Origin of the sequence: Micromonospora sp. NPDC049060 (assembly GCF_040649055.1) — a bacterium.
Lineage (GTDB): Bacteria > Actinomycetota > Actinomycetes > Mycobacteriales > Micromonosporaceae > Micromonospora > Micromonospora reichwaldensis.
Genome location: NZ_JBEZEV010000038.1, coordinates 37372 through 57442, shown reverse-complemented (window position 1 = coordinate 57442; position 20071 = coordinate 37372). Strand labels below are relative to the sequence as shown.

The 20071-nt window shown below is 74.4% G+C and carries 23 protein-coding genes; 10 read left to right on the top strand and 13 right to left on the bottom strand.

Annotated features, from left to right (window positions below; genetic code table 11):
• Positions 1 to 211 precede the first annotated feature (211 nt).
• Positions 212 to 1132, bottom strand: a complete 921-nt coding sequence (locus AB0B83_RS16270) for an ADP-ribosylglycohydrolase family protein (protein ID WP_132240809.1) — start codon at positions 1130 to 1132, stop codon at positions 212 to 214.
• Positions 1133 to 1206: 74 nt separating this feature from the next.
• Between AB0B83_RS16270 and AB0B83_RS16265 the strand changes: the two genes are divergently transcribed.
• Both AB0B83_RS16265 and AB0B83_RS16260 read left to right on the top strand, forming a co-directional pair.
• Positions 1207 to 1896, top strand: a complete 690-nt coding sequence (locus tag AB0B83_RS16265; protein ID WP_089001050.1) for a response regulator transcription factor — start codon at positions 1207 to 1209, stop codon at positions 1894 to 1896.
• Between the two features lie 29 nt (positions 1897 to 1925).
• Positions 1926 to 3314: a HAMP domain-containing sensor histidine kinase gene (locus AB0B83_RS16260; protein ID WP_357578873.1), complete on the top strand. Its 1389-nt coding sequence runs from the start codon at positions 1926 to 1928 to the stop codon at positions 3312 to 3314.
• Between the two features lie 239 nt (positions 3315 to 3553).
• On the opposite strand, the gene AB0B83_RS16255 is transcribed toward AB0B83_RS16260, so the two are convergent.
• Positions 3554 to 4579 (bottom strand): adenosine deaminase, encoded by a 1026-nt coding sequence (locus AB0B83_RS16255; protein WP_357578872.1) that lies wholly within the window; start codon positions 4577 to 4579, stop codon positions 3554 to 3556.
• A complete protein-coding gene (locus tag AB0B83_RS16250; protein ID WP_357578871.1) occupies positions 4576 to 5442 on the bottom strand; it encodes a trans-aconitate 2-methyltransferase in 867 nt (288 codons plus the stop codon). The genes AB0B83_RS16255 and AB0B83_RS16250 overlap by 4 nt, the downstream gene beginning before the upstream one ends.
• 84 nt (positions 5443 to 5526) lie before the next feature.
• Between AB0B83_RS16250 and AB0B83_RS16245 the strand changes: the two genes are divergently transcribed.
• Together AB0B83_RS16245 and AB0B83_RS16240 are read left to right on the top strand one after the other, a co-directional pair.
• The gene (locus AB0B83_RS16245) at positions 5527 to 6510 is read left to right on the top strand and encodes an aldo/keto reductase (RefSeq protein ID WP_357578870.1); all 984 of its coding nucleotides are present in this window, start codon (positions 5527 to 5529) and stop codon (positions 6508 to 6510) included.
• A gap of 40 nt (positions 6511 to 6550) precedes the next feature.
• Complete coding sequence (locus AB0B83_RS16240) at positions 6551 to 6745, top strand: hypothetical protein (RefSeq protein ID WP_357578869.1); 195 nt, start codon at positions 6551 to 6553, stop codon at positions 6743 to 6745.
• 188 nt (positions 6746 to 6933) lie between these two features.
• Here AB0B83_RS16240 and AB0B83_RS16235 read toward each other — a convergent pair whose 3' ends face one another.
• The 7 genes from AB0B83_RS16235 to AB0B83_RS16205 form a co-directional block, all read right to left on the bottom strand.
• Positions 6934 to 7137, bottom strand: coding sequence for a cold-shock protein (locus tag AB0B83_RS16235; RefSeq protein WP_011905669.1), 204 nt, complete (start codon positions 7135 to 7137; stop codon positions 6934 to 6936).
• Positions 7138 to 7428: 291 nt separating this feature from the next.
• The gene (locus AB0B83_RS16230; protein WP_089001055.1) at positions 7429 to 7701 is read right to left on the bottom strand and encodes a DUF4235 domain-containing protein; all 273 of its coding nucleotides are present in this window, start codon (positions 7699 to 7701) and stop codon (positions 7429 to 7431) included.
• A complete protein-coding gene (locus AB0B83_RS16225; RefSeq protein WP_357578868.1) occupies positions 7698 to 8048 on the bottom strand; it encodes a DUF3618 domain-containing protein in 351 nt (116 codons plus the stop codon). Before AB0B83_RS16225 ends, AB0B83_RS16230 begins: the two co-directional genes overlap by 4 nt.
• The gene (locus AB0B83_RS16220) at positions 8045 to 8479 is read right to left on the bottom strand and encodes a phage holin family protein (protein WP_151456905.1); all 435 of its coding nucleotides are present in this window, start codon (positions 8477 to 8479) and stop codon (positions 8045 to 8047) included. Before AB0B83_RS16220 ends, AB0B83_RS16225 begins: the two co-directional genes overlap by 4 nt.
• Positions 8480 to 8960: 481 nt before the next feature.
• A complete protein-coding gene (locus AB0B83_RS16215; protein ID WP_357578867.1) occupies positions 8961 to 10157 on the bottom strand; it encodes a mechanosensitive ion channel domain-containing protein in 1197 nt (398 codons plus the stop codon).
• A gap of 82 nt (positions 10158 to 10239) precedes the next feature.
• Positions 10240 to 11061 carry a DUF1206 domain-containing protein gene (locus tag AB0B83_RS16210; RefSeq protein WP_357578866.1) on the bottom strand — a complete coding sequence of 274 codons (822 nt, stop codon included), beginning with the start codon at positions 11059 to 11061 and terminating at the stop codon, positions 10240 to 10242.
• 59 nt (positions 11062 to 11120) lie between these two features.
• Positions 11121 to 11486, bottom strand: a complete 366-nt coding sequence (locus AB0B83_RS16205) for a hypothetical protein (protein ID WP_151456105.1) — start codon at positions 11484 to 11486, stop codon at positions 11121 to 11123.
• A 91-nt stretch (positions 11487 to 11577) separates the two neighbouring features.
• Between AB0B83_RS16205 and AB0B83_RS16200 the strand changes: the two genes are divergently transcribed.
• Positions 11578 to 12804 carry a cysteine desulfurase-like protein gene (locus AB0B83_RS16200; protein WP_357578865.1) on the top strand — a complete coding sequence of 409 codons (1227 nt, stop codon included), beginning with the start codon at positions 11578 to 11580 and terminating at the stop codon, positions 12802 to 12804.
• Positions 12801 to 13088 (top strand): GNAT family N-acetyltransferase, encoded by a 288-nt coding sequence (locus AB0B83_RS16195; RefSeq protein WP_357578864.1) that lies wholly within the window; start codon positions 12801 to 12803, stop codon positions 13086 to 13088. Before AB0B83_RS16200 ends, AB0B83_RS16195 begins: the two co-directional genes overlap by 4 nt.
• A gap of 32 nt (positions 13089 to 13120) precedes the next feature.
• On the opposite strand, the gene AB0B83_RS16190 is transcribed toward AB0B83_RS16195, so the two are convergent.
• Complete coding sequence (locus AB0B83_RS16190) at positions 13121 to 14617, bottom strand: glycoside hydrolase family 3 N-terminal domain-containing protein (protein WP_357578863.1); 1497 nt, start codon at positions 14615 to 14617, stop codon at positions 13121 to 13123.
• 178 nt (positions 14618 to 14795) lie between these two features.
• On the opposite strand from AB0B83_RS16190, the gene AB0B83_RS16185 reads away from it, so the two are divergent.
• From AB0B83_RS16185 to AB0B83_RS16170, 4 genes are all read left to right on the top strand, one after another.
• Complete coding sequence (locus tag AB0B83_RS16185; protein WP_357578862.1) at positions 14796 to 14918, top strand: hypothetical protein; 123 nt, start codon at positions 14796 to 14798, stop codon at positions 14916 to 14918.
• A 91-nt stretch (positions 14919 to 15009) separates the two neighbouring features.
• Positions 15010 to 15960: a TIGR03557 family F420-dependent LLM class oxidoreductase gene (locus tag AB0B83_RS16180; protein ID WP_357578861.1), complete on the top strand. Its 951-nt coding sequence runs from the start codon at positions 15010 to 15012 to the stop codon at positions 15958 to 15960.
• A gap of 86 nt (positions 15961 to 16046) precedes the next feature.
• Complete coding sequence (locus AB0B83_RS16175) at positions 16047 to 17678, top strand: RecQ family ATP-dependent DNA helicase (RefSeq protein WP_357578860.1); 1632 nt, start codon at positions 16047 to 16049, stop codon at positions 17676 to 17678.
• Between the two features lie 68 nt (positions 17679 to 17746).
• On the top strand, positions 17747 to 18250 hold the full coding sequence (locus AB0B83_RS16170) for a hypothetical protein (RefSeq protein ID WP_132236000.1): 504 nt from the start codon (positions 17747 to 17749) through the stop codon (positions 18248 to 18250).
• A gap of 67 nt (positions 18251 to 18317) precedes the next feature.
• Here the strand turns inward: AB0B83_RS16170 and AB0B83_RS16165 are convergent, their stop codons facing one another.
• Positions 18318 to 19091, bottom strand: coding sequence for an ABC transporter permease (locus AB0B83_RS16165; RefSeq protein ID WP_225852357.1), 774 nt, complete (start codon positions 19089 to 19091; stop codon positions 18318 to 18320).
• Positions 19084 to 20049 (bottom strand): ATP-binding cassette domain-containing protein, encoded by a 966-nt coding sequence (locus tag AB0B83_RS16160; RefSeq protein ID WP_357578859.1) that lies wholly within the window; start codon positions 20047 to 20049, stop codon positions 19084 to 19086. Before AB0B83_RS16160 ends, AB0B83_RS16165 begins: the two co-directional genes overlap by 8 nt.
• Between the last annotated feature and the right edge of the window lie 22 nt (positions 20050 to 20071).

Sequence of the window (20071 nt, the reverse complement as noted above, 5' to 3'; positions counted from 1 at the left end):
CTTCGACCAGCAGCTCACCCCGCAGCAGCTGCCGGCTCAGCGTCAGCGCTGCCGGGGCCGACGAGCACGTCGCCCCGGAACGCGTCCCGCACGTGCCGGCCGGCGCGCCCGCCGTCGGGGCCGGTGCGTCCGCCGCCGGGGCGCAGTCGCCGGGCAGGCCGGTCGCCGCCCGCTGAGCGGAGCGGGTGTCGGGTCGTGGATCAGGTGGCGGTCAGCCGGCCCAGTCCGGCAGGGGCTCGCGGGCGGCCAGCCAGTCGGTCGGCACCCCGCCCGGCGTGCCGACGCCGGTGTGCGCGGCCACCACCGCCCCGACGATGGCGGCGGTGGTGTCGACGTCCCCGCCGGCCTCGACGCACGCGCGGACCGCCGCCGGGTAGTCGTCCAGGTGCACGGCGGCCACCCAGCAGGTGAAGGCGACGGTGTCCTGGGCGGTGACCCGGGAGCCGTTGCCGAGCACGTCGGCGGCCTCGGCGACCGGGCGGTCGAGCAGGCCGGCGGCCCGGCGTACGCCCCGGTGCACCTCCGTGGCCGGGTCCAGCGCGGCGGTGACGCCGGCCAACAACCGCTCCGGGGCGGGCCGGTGGCCGTCGAGGCGGGCGCGGGCGGCCAACGACGCGGCCACCGCCACCGCCACCGCGCCGGCGACGCCCTCCGGGTGCGCGTGGGTCACCTCCGCCGACGCCCGGGCCTGCGCCGCCGCCCGCGCGGTGGAGTCGGCGTACCACGCGCCCAGCGGGCCGACCCGCATCGCCGCGCCGTTGCCGCAGGAGCCCTGACCGTCGAAGGCCGAGGCGGCCGCCACCGGCCAGGGCGTGCCGGTGCGGATCAGCCGCAGGATGGTCACGGCCCCCGGCCCGTACCCCCGGTAGGGCTCGCAGCGCTCGGCGAAGGCGGCGGCGAGCGCGTCCCGGTCGATCCGGCCGGTCTCGGCCAGGGCGGCGACCACCGAACAGGCCATCTCGGTGTCGTCGGTCCACTGCCACGGCGGTGGGGGCAGCTTCCCGGCGGCCAGGTCGGCCGGGTGCCGGCCGGGAACGAAGAACTGTGAGCCGAGCGCGTCGCCCACCGACAGGCCGGCGAGCGAGTCCCGGGCCAGCGCGAGGCGGGTGTCGGGAAAGAGCGTGAAGGACATCGTTGTACCAGCTTGCCCTTTTCCAGCGTGCGCCGCAAACGCGATCGACTTGCCACCGCGGGTACGGTCTTGCTGTGGCCACCGTGCTCCTGGTCGAAGACGATCACGTCGTACGCGGCGCGATGCTGCGATCCCTCGCCGACCGGGGGCACGCCGTGCACGCCGTCGGCACGGCGCTGGACGCGCTGCGCCGGGTGGCGGCCGAGACCCCCGACCTCGTGGTGCTCGACCTCGGGCTGCCCGACCTCGACGGCTCGGACGCGCTGCGCATGCTGCGCGGCATCACCGACGTGCCGATCATCATCGCCACCGCCCGCGACGACGAGCAGTCCGTGGTGCGGCTGCTGCGCGCCGGGGCCGACGACTACATGGTCAAGCCGTTCACCGGCGCGCACCTCGACGCGCGGATCACCACCGTGCTGCGCCGGGCCGGGCGGGCCAGCCGCACGGTGCAGCCGGCCGTGCACAGCGTCGGCGGGCTGCGGGTGGACGTCGGCGAGCGCAGCGCCCACCTCGACGGCGAGCCGCTGGCGCTGACCCGCAAGGAATTCGACCTGCTGGCCTATCTCGCCGCGCGGCCGGGCCGGGTAGTGTCCCGCCGGGAACTTCTGGAGGAGGTATGGCGGCAGCCATCGGTCGGCGAGGACCAGACCATCGACGTTCACCTGTACTGGCTGCGCCGCAAAATGGGCGAGTCCGCGGCGAAGCCGCGCTACCTGCGCACCGTGCGGGGGGTCGGCTTCCGGCTGGTGGCGCCGGACTGAGGCCGTCGCTGGCCCTGCTCACGGCCGGCATGTGCGCCCTGGTGGCGCTCGCGTTCCTCGTCCCGCTCGCCCTCGGTCTCGCCGACCGGGCGCGCGAGGAGGCCATCGCGGACGCCGCCCGACGCAGCGCGCTGGTGACCGGCGCGCTCGCCGTCAGCACCGACCCCGCCGTGGTGCAGCGCGTCGTGGCGGCCAGCGGCGACGACCCGGCCACCCGGCCGGTCGTGCACGGGCTCGGGGCGGACGAGTCGGCGGGCCGGGCCGACGCCGGGAGCCTCGAGCGCGCGCGGGCCGAGCGGCGTTCCGTGGTCGTCGACGTCGAGGGCGGCGTGCTCCGGCTGGACCCGGTGGTGCTCGGCGACACGACGGCCGTGGTCGAGGTCTTCGTGCCCGAGTCGGAGCTGGCCGGCAACAGTCGGTGGCTGCTGCTGCTCGGGGTGGCCGCCGCCCTGGTGGGCGCGGCGGTGCTGGTGGTGGACCGGGTCGCCGCCCGCGCGGTCGACTCGGCCCGGGGCCTGGTCCGCGCGGCGCTCGCGATCGGCGACGGCGACCAGGGCGTACGCGTCGACCCGAGCGGCCCACGGGAGCTGGCCGAGGCCGGGCACGCCTTCAACCGGATGGCCGACCGGCTGGACGCCGCCCGCACAGACGAGCGGGAGCTGGTCGCCGACCTGTCGCACCGGCTGCGCACCCCGCTGACGGTGCTGCGGCTCGACGCGGAGGCGCTGGAGTCCGACGACACCAGCGTGGGCTCGTTCAGCGAGGCGGAACTGGACCGGCGGCGCGGCATCCGCCGGATCCGGCAGGCGATCGTCACCCTCGAGGGCGAGATCGACGTGCTGATCAAGACCACCCGCAAGGCGGTCGCACACGAGGCCGGGCCGGCGATGTGCGACGTCAGCGAGGTGGTGCGGGACCGGATGGTGTTCTGGGCCGCCCTGGCCGGCGACCAGAACCGGCCGCACCGGGTCAGCGGCGCCCAGCTGCGCATCCCGGCCCCGGTTCCCCGGGCCGAGCTGGCCGCCGCGCTGGACGCGGTGATCGGCAACGTCTTCCGGTACACCCCGCAGGGCACCGCGTTCGAGGTGGCGGTCTCGCGCCGCGACGGGTACGTGGCCATCCGGATCGACGACGCCGGGCCGGGGATCGCCAACCCGGACCGGGCGCTGCGCCGGGGCACCAGCGACCAGGGCTCGACCGGGCTGGGGCTGGACATCGCCAAGCGGGTGGCGTTGCAGGCGAACGGCTCGGTCAGCATCGACCGGGCCCGGCTGGGCGGGGCGAGCGTGGTGATGCTGCTCGCCGACCCGGAGGCGACGCCCCGGCAGGTCAGCCGGTTCGGCCTGGTCGGCCGGATGGCCCGGGAGCAGAAGACCGGCAGCCGCCGCTGGCCCCGCCAGCGGCCCACCGACGACTGAGCGGCGGCACGGCCGGGCGGCCCCGGTCCGGCGGCCGGTTGTGGGGCGGCGCAAGTCTTCCTTAGATCGCGGTTAACCGCGGTGCCGGAGCGGGCCGGCGCTGACAGGATCGAATCCGAACCCATCAGTTCCACCGGTCAATGCCTCGGGGCACCCCACCGGCCGGTGGAGCCTGGCGCGCGGCGGGAGACTCGGTCCCCCCACACCTCCTCCCGCCGCGCGCCGCCCCCTCTCCGCGCTCAGCCGGTGACGGTGGCCAGGTGGGCGTCGATCTCGGCGGTGATCCGCCGCTTGCCGGCCGGGTCCAGGAACGAGGCGGTCACCGCGTCGCGGGCCAGCGCCGCCAGCCCTTCCGGACCCACGTCGAGCAGCCGGGCCGCGACGGCGTACTCCTCGTCGAGGGTGGTGCCGAACATCGGCGGGTCGTCGGAGTTGATGGTGACCAGCAGGCCGGCCTCGACCAACTGCCGCAGCGGGTGCTCCTCGATGCTGGCGACCGCGCGGGTACGCACGTTGGAGGTCGGGCAGACCTCCATGCCGATGCGGTGCTCGGCGAGGTAGGCCAGCAGCTCCGGGTCCCGCGCGGCGGAGATGCCGTGCCCGATGCGCTCCGCGCCGAGGTCGCGCAGCGCGTCCCAGACCGTCTGCGGGCCGGTGGTCTCGCCGGCGTGCGGCACCGATCGCAGCCCGGCCGCCCGGGCCCGGTCGAAGTACGGCTTGAACTGCGGCCGGGGCACCCCGATCTCGGGGCCGCCGAGGCCGAAGCTGATGAGCCCGTCCGGGCGCTCCTCCAGCGAGATGCGCAGCGTCTCCTCGGCCGCCGGCAGGCCGGCCTCGCCGGGGATGTCGAAGCACCAGCGCAGCTCGATGCCGAAGTCCGCCTCGGCCCGCTTGCGGGCGTCCTCGATCGCCTCGCAGAAGGCGGGCGCGGGGATCCCCCGGTGCACGTGCGAGTAGGGCGTGACGGTCAGCTCGGCGTAGCGGACCTGCTGGCGGGCCAGCTCGCGGGCGACCTCGTGGGTGAGCAGCCAGACGTCCTCGGGGTCGCGGATGAGGTCCACGACGCTCAGGTAGACCTCGATGAAGTGCGCGAAGTCGCGGAAGGCGAAGTAGTCGGCGAGCGCGGCCGGGTCGGCGGGCACGGGGCTGCGGCCCTCGTGGCGGGCGGCCAGCTCGGCGACGATCCGGGGCGAGGCGGAGCCGACGTGGTGCACGTGCAGCTCCACCTTGGGCAGTCCGGCGATGAAGGTTTGCAGGTCGGTCACTGGTTCTCCTCTGCGCGGGCGCCGGTGCGGGCGACGAAGAAGACGCGGCGGAACGGGAAGTGCACCTGAGCGTGCCGCACGGGGTACGCCTCGGCGAGTCGTACGCCCAGCTCGGCCCGGAAGTCGGCCCAGCCGGCGGCGTCCAGGGCCGCGCGGACCGGCCGGAGCGCGGTCCCCTCCAGCCAGCTCAGCACGGGGTGGTCCGCGTCGACGCGGGCCGGCAGCAGGTGCACGTAGGTAGTCTCCCAGGCGTCCACCGCGCAGCCGGCACCGGTCAGCAGCTCGGCGTAGCCGACGGCGGTGTCGTCGGCCGGGGGCCGGCGCAGCAGCGGGGCGACGTCGGCACGCCACGCCGGACGGTCGGCGACCTCGCGCAGCGCCCGGTGCGAGGGGGCGTCGAAGTTGCCCGGCACCTGCACGGCCAGCCAGGCGCCGGCGGGCAGTTCCCGCGCCCAGCGGGTGAGCAGTTCCCGGTGGCCGGGCACCCACTGGAGCACGGCGTTGCTGACCACGACGTCCACGTCGGGTTCCGGGTGCCAGTGCCGGACGTCGCCGACGGCGAAGGAGACCCTGGCGGCGGCAGCGGCAGCGGCAGCGGCGGCGGTGGCGGTGGCGGTGATGGCGGTGGCGGTGGCGGTGGCGGTGGCGGTGGCGGTGGCCTCCGCGATCATCTCCGGCGAGGAGTCGAGGCCCGCGACCCGGCTGTCCGGCCACCGTGCGGGGAGGGTGGCGGTCAGGTTGCCCGGGCCGCAGCCGAGGTCGACCACCGCGCGCGGGCGCTCGGCCGGGACCCGCGCGAGCAGGTCGTGGAAGGGCCGGGAGCGCTCGTCGCCATAGCGCAGGTACGTCGTCGGATCCCACATAACTGCCTCCCAAACCGTACGTCCGTCTTGTTAACCGTACGGCCCGCCGCGCGACCGGACAAGCCGATCACTAGGCTCAGTCCCATGGAGCAGCGCACCTTCCCCCGGCTGGGGCGGCGCGTCGGGGTGATCGGGCTGGGCGCCTGGCAGCTCGGCGCGGACTGGGGCACGGTCAGCGAGGCCGACGCCACCGCCGTGCTGACCGCCGCCGTCGAGTCGGGGGTCACCTTCCTCGACACGGCGGACGTCTACGGCGACGGGCGCAGCGAGCAGCTCATCGGGCGGTTCCTGCGCAGCCGGCCCGACGCCGGGCTGACCGTGGCCACCAAGATGGGCCGCCGGGTCGCGCAGACGCCCGAGGCGTACACCCTGGCGCACTTCCGCGAGTGGACCGACCGGTCCCGGCGCAACCTCGGCACGGACACCCTCGACCTGGTGCAGCTGCACTGCCCGCCCACCGCCGTCTTCGCCGACGACGCCGTCTTCGACGCGCTGGACACCCTGGTCGCCGAGGAACGCGTCGCCGGCTACGGGGTGAGCGTGGAGACCTGCGAGCAGGCGCTCACCGCCATCGCCCGGCCGGGGGTGGCCAGCGTCCAGATCATCCTCAACGCGCTGCGGCACAAGCCCCTCGACCGGGTGCTCCCGGCCGCTGCCGCCGCCGGGGTCGGCGTCGTCGCCCGCGTCCCGCTGGCCAGCGGGCTGCTCTCCGGCCGGTACGACGAACACACCACCTTCGCCGCCGACGACCACCGCACCTACAACCGGCACGGCGAGGCGTTCGACGTGGGCGAGACCTTCTCCGGTGTCGACTTCGCGCTGGGCCTGGCCGCCGTACGCCGGCTGGCGCCGCTGGTCGGCGACGGACGCACGATGGCCCAGTTCGCGCTGCGCTGGGTCGTCGACCAGCCCGGCGTCACCGTGGTCATCCCCGGCGCCCGCGACGCCGCCCAGGCCCGGGGCAACGCCGCCGTGGCCGGCCAGGCCCCGCTCTCCGGACGGGAGCTGGCGGCGGTGGCGGAGGTCTACGACGAACTGGTCCGTCCGCGGGTGCACGACCGGTGGTGAGTCGGGCGGCCAGGACGGGGATCGACGGAGGGAAGACGCGATGAAGGGCTGGCTGCCGCTCACCCTCGGCCTGCTCGCCGTGGTCGGCGGTGCGGTGTGGACGGTGCAGGGCCTCGGCTACGTCGAGGGCAGCGTGATGACCGACCAACGGATCTGGGCCGTGCTGGGGCCCGTCGTCGTCCTGGCCGGGTTGGTCACCCTCTGGTTCGGGCTGCACGCCCGCAAGCGACGCTGAGCGCCGCCCGCCTCTCCCGGTGGGCGGCCAGGTTGGCGAGTGGCAGGCCGGGGCCGGCAGCTCGCGTAGGGGCCGCGGCGGCGGGCCTCGTGAACGCGGAAAGCCCCGCATCCTTGGCGGGATACGGGGCTTCGCTGTGATCCGGGCGCCGGATCACCCACTGGCCGGCGGCTGCCGACCGGCACTGCTCAGAGGGGGCGGACCTGCTCGGCCTGCGGACCCTTCTGACCCTGGGCGATCTCGAACTCCACCCGCTGGTTCTCCTCCAGCGTGCGGTAGCCGCTGGTCTGGATGGCCGAGAAGTGGACGAACACGTCAGCACCCCCGCCGTCGACGGTGATGAAGCCGAAGCCCTTGTCTGCGTTGAACCACTTCACGGTTCCCTGCGCCATGTGAATCTCCTTCTAAAACTGGCGGCCGAGCACGCCGTGCGGCCGATTGGCCGTTTTCGAGCAGCGGTGCCTGAGGCGGCCCCCACGAAGGAGACTTCGCTCAACCCACGCCATCTCTCAACAGCGTGGAACAGCAAACCACGTAGCGAAAACTCTGCACAGAGTACCGGACGAAATTCTTCGACATGTGACCTGACGGGTGCCGAAGATCCGCTGGGTGGGCCCTTGCACCCGCGCGAAAAGACCCCCGCACCAGCGCACCGGTACGGGGGTCTTTTCGTCGTCGTCGGGTCAGTCCGGCCAGCTTCCGGTGAACCGGCGTACGCCCACCGCGCCACCCCGGTCGACGGCGGCCCGGACGACCGCGAAGATGGCGCCCTGCAACGCCGCCGCCGCCAGGACCTCGCCCCAGCCGCGGTCCTCATCGGTGGCGCTGGGCGCCTCGCCGTCGCCCGCCGTCATCTTCCACACCTGCCGGAAGATCGCGCCCGCGACCGTACCGGCGGCGATGCCCATCAGCACGCCGACCGGCTTGTACGCGGCCTTCCCGATGCCCCTGCTCACCGCTGCCTCCCCCGAACGATCACCAACACGATCACGGCCGCCACCGCGCCCGCCGCGAGGGCGACGAACGGCGTCGGGTTACGCCGTACGACGGCGCCCTTCTCCTGCGCCTGCTCCCGCGCGACCTGCGCCTTCTGCGCCGCCTGCCCGCGCACCCGGGCCACGGTCTGCGCCGTCTGGTCCCGCATCCGCTCCTTCGCCTGGTCGGCGGAGGACCTCAGCCGCGCCTTGACGTCGGCCTTGGCCGCCAACGCCTCCATCGTCTCGCCCAGCTCGACCCGGGTCCGCCGGATCTCCTCCCGCAGCGCCTCGGTGTCGCCGGTGCCCCGGCCGTTGCCCGTCGTCATGCCCGTCCCCTGTCCTTCACGGCGGCGGCGACCGTGTCCACGTCCGCCCGGACGCTACGGACCGCTGCCTGCGGCACCGGCGGGACCGCCTGGCTGACCTGCTTCTTGCCCACCAGGGCCAGGACCCCGGCCATCGCGAAGAGCACCACCGCGACGATCAGGGCCGCCGCCCAGGCCGGAAGCACCAGGTCGAGCAGCAGGATCGCGGTGGCGACCAGGGCACCCAGGCCGTACAGCGCCAGTGCCCCGCCGCCGCCGAAGAGACCGATGCCGATACCGGCGTGCTTGCCCTTCTGGGTCAGCTCCGCCCGGGCCAGGGCCAGTTCGTCCCGGACCAGGCGGGAGACCTGCTCCGTGGCCCGCTGCACCAGCTCGGCGGTGGACGGCTCGCTCCCGGTACGGGATGTGCGGGCGTTCGCCACGTCAGCCATGCTGTCCTCCTTTCATCATCACCGCGCTGTATGCCCGGAGTCGCCGCCCGTCAATCCTTCGCCCGGCAGCCGTTGAGCCCGTACCGCCGCGTCCCCGAGCCGCCGACGGCGCGGAAGAAGGTGCAGAAGCGTCGCGCAGCAGGTCCCCGCCAAACGCCCGGTCAAACTTCCCGAGCCAGCGCACTCCGCCCGGCCGCCCCACGAGGCACAACCCCGCCCACACCTCCAACGCTCCCCGCCGCCCACAGGTCACGACCCACCCCACGCCCCCACCCCACCCCGTGGCCCCCGCCCACCTCACCGCTGGGGTCGATCATGCAGTTGTGGTGAGCGTTATCCGAGCGATGCCCCTTTTGCGGGGGGCCACAACTGCATGATCGACGCCGCCCCTTGGGCGGGCGCGGCCGCGTCGAGCGGGGCGGCCCGTCCTTGGGGCGGGGTGGGACCGGGTGGGGTGGAACCGGGTGGGGCGGGTGGGTGGTCAGCGGCGGGATTCGGCGGGCTCGTCGGGGCCGACGAAGGCCTCGCTGCGGGCGTCGCCGTCGTCGCTGCCGCCGAAGACCCGCGCGTCGTCGGGCACCTCGGGGTCGTTGAGCCGGCGCACCGGCCGGCGGGGGCGTACCCACTGCCACGCCAGGTTGCTCTCCGCGTCCCCGATCTCGGTACGCATCCGGGGCATGGCGGTCGGCCGGTGGTCCCGGATCCAGGCGACCAGGTGCTCGCGGACCAGGCAGCGCAGGTCCCAGAGGCTGCCGGCGTCGGCGGCGCTGACCAGGGCACGCACCTTGATCGTCCCGCCGGTCGCGTCGGTCACCTGGAGCACGCAGACCCGGCCGTCCCACAGCTCGGTGCCCTCGACGAGGCGGCGCAGCTCCTCCCGCATGGCCTGCACCGGCACCGCCCAGTCGACGTCGAACTCGGCCGTGCCCAGCACCGCCGCCTCGGTGCGGGTCCAGTTCTGGAACGGCTTGCTGGTGAAGTACGAGGTGGGCAGGATCAGCCGCCGGTCGTCCCAGATCTGCACGACCACGTAGCTGAGCGTCAGCTCCTCGATGCGGCCCCACTCCCCCTCGACCACCACCACGTCGTCGAGGCGGACCGCGTCGCTGAAGGCGAGCTGGAGCCCGGCGAAGACGTTGCCCAGCAGGCTCTGCGCGGCCAGCGCGGCGACCACACCGACCACACCGGCGCTGGTCAGCACGCCGGCGCCGATGCCGCGTACGGCCGGGAAGGTCATCAGCATGACGCCGATCGCCAGCACGACGATCACCGCGATCGTCAACCGGCGCAGCATGACCACCTGTGTCCGCACCCGCCGCGCGTGCCGGTTGTCCGGCACGTCCACCCGGAACCGGGCCAGTGCGGTGTCCTCCGCCACGACGAGCAGCGAGGCGACCAGCCAGGCGACGCTGGCGATCACGCCGAGCACCAGCAGGTGCAGCAGCACCTGCCGCCACTGGTCGCCGACCGCGTAGCCGGTGCTGAACCGCACGGCGAACTGGACGGCGACGACGGTGGCGGCGACCTGGATCGACCGGTGCGCGTGGTCGGTGAGCTCGGTCAGCAGCAGCGAGCGCCGACCGACCCGCCGGATCACGCGGTGCGCGACCTCGACCGCGAACAAGGCGATCGCCGCCGCGGCGAGCGCGGCGACGATCGTCCCGAGGTAGCTCTGCACAGGTTTCTTCCTCCTCCTGGCGCCGGGCACGTGCTTCGGGCAAAGGCCCAATAGTGCCCGGCGACGCCGGAATCGACCAGGTTCAGACCTTGCGATACCGGGACTGCAGGAAGCAGAAGACGCCGAAGGCGGCGATACCGAGCGCCACCAGGGTGAGCAGGATCTGGCCGTACGCCTGGTCGCGCAGCGTGCGCAGGGCCGCGTCCAGACCGCGGGCCTTCTCGGGGTCGTAGTTGACCGCGGCCAGGATGATGAGCAGGCCGGAGATGCCGTACGCGACGCCCTTGGCGATGTAGCCGGCCATGCCCAGCCGGCGGGTGAGCTGCCGCGTCTTGGCGTTCATCTCGCCGGTCTTGAGGTGCTTCTCGAAGCGCTTGATCAGCCCGTAGATCACCAGGCCGACGCCGATCGCGGCGAGACCGAGCCCGGCCAGGCCGACCAGCCAGCGACCACCGGAGGACTCCATGAGCTTGCCGGTCAGCGCCTCCTGCTGGTCGGCGCTGTTGGAGCCGGCGTCCTTGAAGACCTTGAAGGCCGTCCAGGCGAAGTAGAGGTAGACGACGGTCCGCCCCAGCGAGGCGAGCCGTTCCCAGACGCGCTCCTTGCCGCGCTCGGCGCGGTGCCCGACGGCCGCCTCCAGCGCCTGCCAGATCGCCATGGCGAGCAGGCCGACCGCGATGGCGATGACGAGGAACTTGCCCATCGGCTGCTGGGCGAGGGTGCGCAGCGCGCCGGACTGGTCGCCGTCGTCGCCGGCCTTGCCGAACGCGATCTGCAACGCCAGCCAGGCGAACAGGAGGTGCACGATGCCGTAGCCGATGAAACCGACTCTGGCCAACAACTCGAGCCACCTGCTGTTCGCCGTACGGGAGGCGGTGGCTTCGGCATTCCGGGTGAGTGACATGGCGCCTCAATCACCGAATACGAAGATTTCCAAACGTCGGCCACCGCCGCCCCGACGGATCAGTTGCCGGGATTCCTCGACACCCGGATCTTGACCTCCTGGTCGGTGACGCTGTCCAGCGTCACCGCGAAGCCCCCGACCTCGGTGGCCTGCTGGCCCGTCGTCAGCGACAGCTGCTCGCCGGCGACCTCGACCGTGACCTGGTCGCCCTGCGCGCCGATCAACTTCGCCTCCACCCCGAGGATGGTGGCGCGGGCGTCCACGCCCCGGTCGAAGGTGACGGTGCAGGCGTCCAGACCGCAGTCGGTGCTGGCGCCCTCGGAGCTGCAGCCGGCGAGCACGGCGGCGCCGAGCGCCAGGCCTGCCAACAGGCCGGCGGCCCGGCGGGTGGGGGTCAGCGGGAAGGCAACACGTCGGTTCGTCACCCCGCCAAGGGTACGAGACGCGGGCCACTCCGGCAGGGCGTGATCATCCGCGCAGGTGGGGCGCCCGGGGCGGGGCGTTAGGGTCCCGGGCATGCCGTTCGACATCGCCCGCACCCGGGCCGCCTACCCCGCCCTCGCCGAGGGCTTCGTCCACCTCGACGGCGCCGGGGGCACCCAGACCGCCGCCGGAGTCGTCGACGCGGTCACCGCCGCCATGCGCGCGGCGGTGGGCAACCGTAGCGCCGCCTTCGCGCCCGGCCGACGCTCGCTGGAGATGGTGGCCGCCGCCCGCTCGGCCGTGGCCGACCTGCTCGGCGCCGAACCCGACGGGGTGGTGCTGGGGCCGAGCGCCACGGCGCTGACGTACACCCTGGCCCGGACCCTGGGCGCCGGCTGGCGGCCCGGCGACGAGGTCGTGGTCTCCCGGCTCGACCACGATGCGAACGTACGCCCCTGGGTGCAGGCCGCCGAGGCGGCCGGCGCGACGGTGCGCTGGGCCGAGTTCGACCGGGACACCGCCGAACTGCCGGCGGCCCGCTACGCGGAACTGGTCGGCGAGCGGACCCGGCTGGTCGCGGTGACCGCGGGCAGCAACGCGACAGGCACCGTCCCGGACGTGGCGGCGATCGCCGCGACCGCGCACGCCGCCGGCGCGCTGGTCTGCGTCGACGGGGTGCACTCGGTGCCGCACGGGCCCACCGACGTCGCCGCGCTGGGCGCCGACTTCCTGGTCACCAGCGCCTACAAGTGGTCGGGGCCGCACCTGGCCGCGATGGTGGCCGCCCCGGCGACGTGGGAGCGGCTGCGCCCGGCGAAGCTGCTGCCCTCCTCCGACGCGGTGCCGGACCGCTTCGAGTACGGCACCCCGAGCTTCCCCCTGCTGGCCGGCGTGGCCGCCGCCGTGGACCACCTGGCCGGGCTGGACCCGGCGGCCACCGGGAGCCGCCGCGAGCGGCTGGTCGTCGGGCTGGGCGCCGCGCGGGCGTACGAGGAGTCGCTGCTGGACCGGCTGCTCGCCGGGCTGGCCGCGCTGCCCGGCGTCACGGTGCTCGGCTCCCCCGCCCGGCGCTGCCCGACGGTGTCCTTCCGGCTGGCCGGGCTCTCCCCGCAGCGGACCCAGGAAGAGCTGGGCGCGGCCGGCTTCTGCCTCTCCGCCGGCGACTACTACGCGTACGAGTACTTCCAGGCGATGGGGCTGCGCGACAGCGGCGGGGCGGTGCGCGCCAGCCTCTACCACTACAACACGGCGGAAGAGGTGGACCGGTTGCTCGACGAACTGGACCGGCTCGCCGGTCGCGGGGGCAGAATGGCCGGGTGAGCACCCTGGTCGAGGACAATCCCGCCAAGCACCGCTTCGAGATCCTGGTCGACGACGCGCTGGCCGGGTTCACCGCGTACCTGCCGCGCGGCGAGGTGCTGATCTTCACCCACACCGAGGTCGACCCGAGGTTCCAGAACATGGGCGTCGGCGCGGCCCTGGTCCGGGGCACCCTCGACCAGCTCCGCGAACGCGGCACGACGGTGGTGCCGCGCTGCCCGTTCATGGCGGCCTTCATCGGCCGCCACCCCGAGTACGCCGACCTGGTCACCCCCGAGCCGTAGCCCGGGGGCACCGGTCGGGGGTGCGGGGGCGGTCAGCGCCCCGTCAGCAGCCCGACGGCGGCGTGGGCGGCGGCCCGGGTGGCGCCGTGGGTGGCGACGTGGACCGCGCCGGTGACCAGCTCGGGCACGCCCAGCTCGACCACGACCGCGTCCGGGCGGGCGGCCAGCGCTCGGCTCACAGACGCCCGCATCCAGTCGTGCCGGTGCAGGTCGCGCACCACCAGCACCACGCACCGGCCGGCCGCCCCGGCGGTCGGGTCGGCGGGCACGTCGGCCTCGGCGTAGCGGACGGTGGTGGTGCCGGCGAGCAGGTCGGCCAGCGGGGCGGCGAGCCCCCACGGGGTCTCCGGACCGATCGCGATGTTGCGCGGCGGCTCGAACTCGACCACGTGGGCGGGACCGGTCAGCGGCAGCGCGCCGACGCCGGCGGGCGCGGTGGTGACCCGCAGCGCCCGGCGGGCGGCGGCCAGCCCGACGGCCGAACCGGCGGCGCTCGGGCGGGACCGGGACGGCCGCTCGGCCCGGGCGGCCACCGTCCAGGCGGCGAGCTGCCCCACCCGCTTGGCCGCCTCGGCGAGGCGCTCCTCGGGCAGGTCGCCGGCGACGACCGCCGCGACGATGGCGTCCCGCAGCAGCCGGGCCGACCCCTCGTCGGCGCGCTCCCCGCCGATGCAGATCGCGTCGGCGCCCGCGGCGAGGGCGCGCACCGCCGTGCCGGCGAAGCCGTACCGGTCGGCGACCGCCCGCATCTCCACCGCGTCGGTGACCACGACGCCGGAGAAGCCCAGCTCGTCGCGGAGCAGCCCGCCCAGGATCCGGCTGCTGAGGGTGGCGGGCAGCTCCGGGTCCAGCGCCGGCACCAGCAGGTGGCCGGTCATCACGGCCTGCACCCCGGCGGCGACGGCGGCCCGGAACGGGGCCAGCTCCACGGCGTCGAGGCGGGCCCGGTCGGCGCCGATCCGGGGCAGGTCGTGGTGCGAGTCGACCTGGGTGTCGCCGTGCCCCGGGAAGTGCTTGGCGCAGGCGGCGACCCCGCCCGACTGGAGGCCGCGTACCCAGGCGGCGGTGTGCCGGGCGACCAGCGCCGGCTCGGCGCCGAAGGCGCGTACGCCGATCACCGGGTTGGCCGGGTTGGAGTTGACGTCGGCGTCGGGGGCGTAGTCGAGGGTGATCCCCAGCGCGGCGAGGTCGGCGCCCAGGTCGCGGGCGACCTCCTCGGTCAGCGCCGGGTCGTCCACCGCACCGAGGGCGAAGTTGCCGGGCCGGGAGCTGCCCCGGGCGGACTCGATCCGGGTGACGTCGCCGGCCTCCTCGTCGATGGCGACGACGACGTCGGGGCGCTCGGCGCGCAGCGTGGCGGTGAGGGCGGCCACCTGCTCCGGGTCGACCACGTTGCGGGCGAAGAGCACCACGGAGCCGAGGCCCTCGCCGAGCCAGCGGCAGATCCAGGGTGGCGGCGTGGTGCCGACGAAGCCCGGCTGGAGGACGGCGGCGGCCAGGGCCGTCAGGCTCCCGTCGCGCCCGCTCACGCCGGCCTGCCGGTGTGGTGGCTGATGTGTCGCTCGCTCATGCGGTCGTCGTACCCCCGTCTTCTCCGCGCCCGGCGGCCCGCCACCGGCGGCGGTGCTGACATGGTCACACCGTGCGAGTAAATAGTCAATAAACCTTACAGTTGCCGTCGGGCGCGGAGCTGGGGACAGTTCGGGGATGGATCCCCTGCTGCTGGCCGACGCGACGAGCCCGGCCGACATCCCCGGCGTACGCATGCTCGGCCTGGTCGTCGGCGGCCTCCTCCTGCTCGCCGCGATCCGCGCGATGTTCCGGCGCTGAGGCGCCACCCGGCGCCGGCACCGCGGTTCGGCGGCGGCCGTCGGGGTACCGCCTGCCTCGTTGGACCGGTACGACACGGCGAGGGGGAACGATGAGGATCGGCTACTTTCTGTCCACCGAGGAGTACACGCCGGCCGAGCTGCTGGAGCAGGCGCGCGGCGCGGAGCGGGCCGGCTTCGAGGCGCTCTGGATCTCCGACCACTACCACCCGTGGACGGACGCGCAGGGGCAGAGCCCCTTCGTCTGGTCGATGATCGGCGCACTCAGCCAGGTCTGCCAGCTCCCGGTCACCACCGCCGTGACCTGCCCGACCGTGCGCCTCCACCCGGCCGTCCTCGCGCAGGCCGCGGCCACCAGCGCGGTCCTGCACTCCGGGCGGTTCGTGCTCGGGGTGGGCAGCGGCGAGGCGCTCAACGAGCACATCCTCGGCGACGCCTGGCCGCAGGCCGACGTCCGGCTGGAGATGCTGGAGGAGGCCGTCGAGGTGATGCGCGAGCTGTGGCGGGGCGGCTTCGTCAACCACCACGGCAAGCACTACACCGTCGAGCACGCCCGGATCTACACGCTGCCGGACGCTCCCCCGCCGGTCTACGTCTCGGGCTTCGGCCCCAAGGCCGTCGACCTCGCCGCCCGCGTCGGCGACGGCTTCGTCAACACCTCGCCCGACGCCGAACTCGTCCGGCGGTTCCGGGAGAACGGCGGCGGCGACAAGCCGTGCCAGGCCGGCTTCAAGGCGGCGTACGCGCCCAGCGAGGAGGAGGGCGTGCGGATCGCGTACGAGCGCTGGCCGAACGCCGGGGTGCCCGGCGAGCTGTCCCAGGTGCTGCCCTCGCCGCGGCACTTCGAGCAGGCCGGCGAGCTGGTCCGGCCGGAGGCGATGAAGGACGCCTTCGTCTGCGGGCGGGACACCGACGCGCACCTGGCGAAGATCGACCAGTACGCCAAGGCCGGCTTCGACGAGGTCTACGTGGCCAACACCGGCCCGAACTGGCAGGGCCTGCTCGACCTCTACCAGCGCGAGGTGTTCCCCCGCGTACGCTGACCGCCGCCTCAGGTGTAAGGAAGGGCCCCTTCCTTGCACCTGAGCGCGGTTTCGGCGCTGATCGCGTCGGGTACCTCCGGCCCTCGATGAAACTGTCCACGCACTCCACGACACTGCGCCGCGCGGCCAAGAGCCTCTTCGGCTGGACCGCACTGCGGCCCCACCAGTTGGCCGCCATGCGGGCGGTCATGAAGCGCCGTGACGCCCTGGTGGTGCTGCCCACCGGCGCCGGCAAGTCGGCGATCTACCAGATCCCGGCCAGCCTGATCCCCGGCCCGACCGTGGTGATCTCCCCGCTGCTCGCCCTCCAGCAGGACCAGATCGCGGCGCTCAACGAGCGGCAGCGGCCGGAGCTGCGTGCGGTGCGGATCAGCTCGAACGAGTCGGCCGCCCAGCAGGCGCAGGCGATCACCGAGATCCGCGAGGGGCGGGCCGAGTTCCTCTTCATCACCCCGGAGCAGCTCGCCAACCCGGACCGGATGGCCGAGGTGAAGTCGCTGAAGCCGGCGCTGGTGGCGATCGACGAGGCGCACTGCATCTCCGCCTGGGGGCACGACTTCCGCCCCGACTACCTGGCGCTGGGTCACCTCATCGACGGCATCGGCCGGCCCCCGGTGGTGGCGCTGACCGCCACCGCCTCCCCGCCCGTACGCGACGACATCATCGCCCGGCTGCGGCTGACCGAGCCCGAGGTGGTGGTCTCCGGGCTGGACCGGCCGAACCTGTTCCTCGAGGTGGCGCACTGCCCGACGGAGGACTACCGGTGGCGGCGGCTGCTCGCCCTGCTGAGCGACGACACCCGGCCCGGCATCATCTACGTGCCCACCCGGCGCTCCGCCGAGGAGTTGGCGGCCCGGCTCACCGACGCCGGTTACCCGGCCCAGTACTACCACGGCGGGATGGCGGCCGGGCCGCGCGCCGAGCTGCACGAGGCGTTCCTCGCCGACCAGGTGCCGATCATGGTCGCCACCTCGGCGTTCGGCATGGGCATCGACAAGCCGAACATCGCCTGGGTGGTCCACATGGCGCTGCCGGACTCGCCGGACAGCTACTTCCAGGAGATCGGGCGGGCCGGCCGCGACGGCGCCCCGGCCCGGGTGCTGCTGCTGTGGCAGGGCGAGGACGTCGGGCTGCAACGGTTCTTCAGCGGCGGCCTGCCGAACGCCGACGAGCTGCGCGACCTGTCCGCGCTGCTGCGCAAGAAGGCACGGAACAAGAAGGAGCTGCGCGAGCTCACCGGGCTCGGCCCGCGCAAGCTCGGCCAGTACCTCGCCCTGCTGGAGCAGGTCGGCGCGGCCGAGCCGAGGGCGAAGCAGCGCATCGGCGTCCCCCGCTACTCCCCCGCGCCCGTGGACGCCGCCGCGGCGGCCCTGGCGGAGGCCGAGCGGCAGCAGACCGTGACCCGGTCGCGTACCGACATGATGCGGGCCTTCGCCGAGACCACCGCCTGCCGGGGGCAGACGCTGCTGGCCTACTTCGGTGAGCAGATGACCGAGCTCTGCGGGCACTGCGACAACTGCCACGCCGGCACCAGCACCCCCGACGACGGCGCGGTCGGGCCCTTCCCCGTGCACAGCCAGGTCCGGCACCCGGAGTGGGGGCACGGCCTGGTGCTGAGCTACGAGGAGGACCGGATGACGGTTCTCTTCGACGAGGTGGGGTACAAGACGCTGTCCGTCAGCGTGGTGTCCGAACAGGGCCTGCTGACCCTCGACTAGCCTGAGCCGGGCACCGCTGGCCGGGGCCGTGGACGACGAGCGACATCAGTGCGGAAAGGGGCTTTGCCGTGATCGAGCAGCCGGCGTACACCGGATTCGGTTTCTCCGACGAGGAGTGGGGGCTGTTGGTCGGCCTGCCGCAGTCGGTGCTGACCGCGGCGAGCGCCGCAGAGTCCGACGGCACCCGGCGCACCATGGCCGAGAACGCCGCCGGGCTGGAGACCATCGCCGCCGGCCGGGAGTCGGCCAGCCCGCTGGTCGCGGCCGTGGCCGGCGAGATCGTCACCCGGGTGGGCGACCCGGAGGCCGGCGAGGAGATGCCGGTCATCGCGCCGTCCGACCCCCGCGCCTACCTGGAGGACGTGCTGGGCCGGGCCAGGGAGGCGGCGGTGCTGCTGGCCGCCCGGACGGACGAGGGCGAGGCCGGCGCCTACAAGCACTGGCTGGTGGAGATCGCCGAGCAGGTGGTGGGCGCGGCCTCCAGCGGCGGCATCCTGGGTCTCGGCGGGGACGTGGTCAGCGACTCGGAGCGGCGCTTCCGCGACCGGCTCTCCCAGGTGCTCAACGACTGACGCGACGACGACGGCGGCACCGGATCTCGTCCGGTGCCGCCGTCGCGTACCCCCAGGGTGGTGTCGGTCAGGCCACGCGGCGGCGGAACAGCACGGCGGTCAGGGGCACCGAGACGGCCAGGACGCCGAGGCACCAGGCCACCGCCAGGGCCGGGGCGGTGCCCGTCGGCGTGCCCAGCAGCAGGGCGCGCAGCGTCTCGATGACGGGCGTGACGGGCTGGTGGTCGGCGAAGCCGCGGATCCAGCCCGGCATCGTCTCCACCGGCACGAAGGCGCTACTCGGGTACGGCAGGAACATCGCCAGGAAGGTGAAGCCGCTGGCGGCCTCCGGGGTGCGGGCCAGCAGGCCGAACGCGGCCGACAGCCAGGACACGGCGAGCAGGAAGAGCAGCAGCACCCCGAACGCGGCCAGCCAGCGCAGCGGGTCCACGGCCGGGCGGAAGCCGATGGCGACGGCGAGGGCCAGCACCAGCACGGTGGAGACGGTGTTGCGGGCGATGCTGGCGGCGACGTGCCCACCGAGGATCGCGGTGGCGCTGACGTCCATCGTGCGGAACCGCTCGATGATCCCGTTGGTCAGGTCGGTGGTCACGCTGACGGCGGTGGTCGCCGCGCCGAAGCTGGCGCAGAGCAGCAGGACGCCGGGCACGACGTAGGTGACGTAGCGGGTGCCGGTGTCGATCGCGCCCCCGAACAGGTAGACGAAGAGCAGCATCAGCAGCACCGGCAGCAGCAGCGAGGTCAGCAGCGCGTCGACGTTGCGCCGGGACAGCCGTACGCAGCGCGCCATCATGACGAGGGCCTCGCCGGCACGGGTCGGCCGCAGGGTCAGCTCAGACACCGGCCGCCTCCCGCCGGGCGGGCACCGGGTCGCCGGTGAGGGTGAGGAAGACGTCGTCCAGGGTCGCCTCGCGGACGGTGAACCGGGCGAGCCCCTGCCGGTCGGGGTCGACCTCGTCGAGCAGGTGGCGGATCTCCGGCGCGCCGCCGTCGGTGGCGACCGCCAGCTCCAGCCGGGCCGGGTCGCGGTGCGTGACGCGCCCGCCGAGGCGGTGCGCCGCCTCGGCGAAACTCCGCGCGTCACGCAGCGTCAGCTCCAGCCGGTGGGCGCCGAACCGGCGCTTCAGGTCGTCCGCGCTGCCCTCGGCGGCCAGCCGGCCCCCGTGCAGCACCGCGATCCGGTCGGCGAGGCGGTCGGCCTCCTCCAGGTACTGCGTGGTGAGCAGCACGGTCACCCCGGCACCGGCCAGCTCGGCGACCACCTCCCACAGCCCCTGCCGGCTGCGCGGGTCGAGGCCGGTGGTCGGCTCGTCGAGGAAGATCACGGACGGCTGACCGACCAGGCTGGCCGCGAGGTCGAGCCGGCGGCGCATCCCGCCGGAGTAGGTCACCACCCGACGGCCGCCGGCGGCGACCAGGTCGAAGCGCTCCAGCAGGTCCGTGGCGCGCCGCCGGGCGGCGGCCGGGGTCAGCCCGGCCAGCCGGGCCATCATGTGCAGGTTCTCCGCGCCCGTCTGCTGGTCGTCGAGCGCCGCGTGCTGGCCGGCGAGGCTGATCGCCCGCCGGACCCGGCTCCGGTCGCGGACCACGTCGTGGCCGTCCACGCGGGCCACGCCCCCGTCGGGCGTGGTGAGCGTGGCCAGGATCCGGACGGTCGTGGTCTTGCCCGCCCCGTTCGGGCCGAGCAGGGCGTGCACGCTGCCCCGGGCGACCCGCATGTTCAGGCCGTCGAGCACCGCCACCCCGCCGTAGGACCTGCGTAGGTCGACGGTCTCCACCGCCGCGTCTGTCACTCCCATCGCCCCTCACTCTCCGCGTTCT

Bases quoted from the DNA above. Each gene is read 5' to 3' on its own strand.
- AB0B83_RS16270 (WP_132240809.1), bottom strand. From the start codon at position 1,132: ATGTCCTTCACGCTCTTTCCCGACACCCGCCTCGCGCTGGCCCGGGAC.
- AB0B83_RS16260 (WP_357578873.1), top strand. From the start codon at position 1,926: ATGTGCGCCCTGGTGGCGCTCGCGTTCCTCGTCCCGCTCGCCCTCGGT.
- AB0B83_RS16250 (WP_357578871.1), bottom strand. From the start codon at position 5,442: ATGTGGGATCCGACGACGTACCTGCGCTATGGCGACGAGCGCTCCCGG.
- AB0B83_RS16245 (WP_357578870.1), top strand. From the start codon at position 5,527: ATGGAGCAGCGCACCTTCCCCCGGCTGGGGCGGCGCGTCGGGGTGATC.
- AB0B83_RS16240 (WP_357578869.1), top strand. From the start codon at position 6,551: ATGAAGGGCTGGCTGCCGCTCACCCTCGGCCTGCTCGCCGTGGTCGGC.
- AB0B83_RS16235 (WP_011905669.1), bottom strand. From the start codon at position 7,137: ATGGCGCAGGGAACCGTGAAGTGGTTCAACGCAGACAAGGGCTTCGGC.
- AB0B83_RS16225 (WP_357578868.1), bottom strand. From the start codon at position 8,048: ATGACGACGGGCAACGGCCGGGGCACCGGCGACACCGAGGCGCTGCGG.
- AB0B83_RS16220 (WP_151456905.1), bottom strand. From the start codon at position 8,479: ATGGCTGACGTGGCGAACGCCCGCACATCCCGTACCGGGAGCGAGCCG.
- AB0B83_RS16210 (WP_357578866.1), bottom strand. From the start codon at position 11,061: ATGTCACTCACCCGGAATGCCGAAGCCACCGCCTCCCGTACGGCGAAC.
- AB0B83_RS16200 (WP_357578865.1), top strand. From the start codon at position 11,578: ATGCCGTTCGACATCGCCCGCACCCGGGCCGCCTACCCCGCCCTCGCC.
- AB0B83_RS16185 (WP_357578862.1), top strand. From the start codon at position 14,796: ATGGATCCCCTGCTGCTGGCCGACGCGACGAGCCCGGCCGACATCCCC.
- AB0B83_RS16180 (WP_357578861.1), top strand. From the start codon at position 15,010: ATGAGGATCGGCTACTTTCTGTCCACCGAGGAGTACACGCCGGCCGAG.
- AB0B83_RS16175 (WP_357578860.1), top strand. From the start codon at position 16,047: ATGAAACTGTCCACGCACTCCACGACACTGCGCCGCGCGGCCAAGAGC.
- AB0B83_RS16160 (WP_357578859.1), bottom strand. From the start codon at position 20,049: ATGGGAGTGACAGACGCGGCGGTGGAGACCGTCGACCTACGCAGGTCC.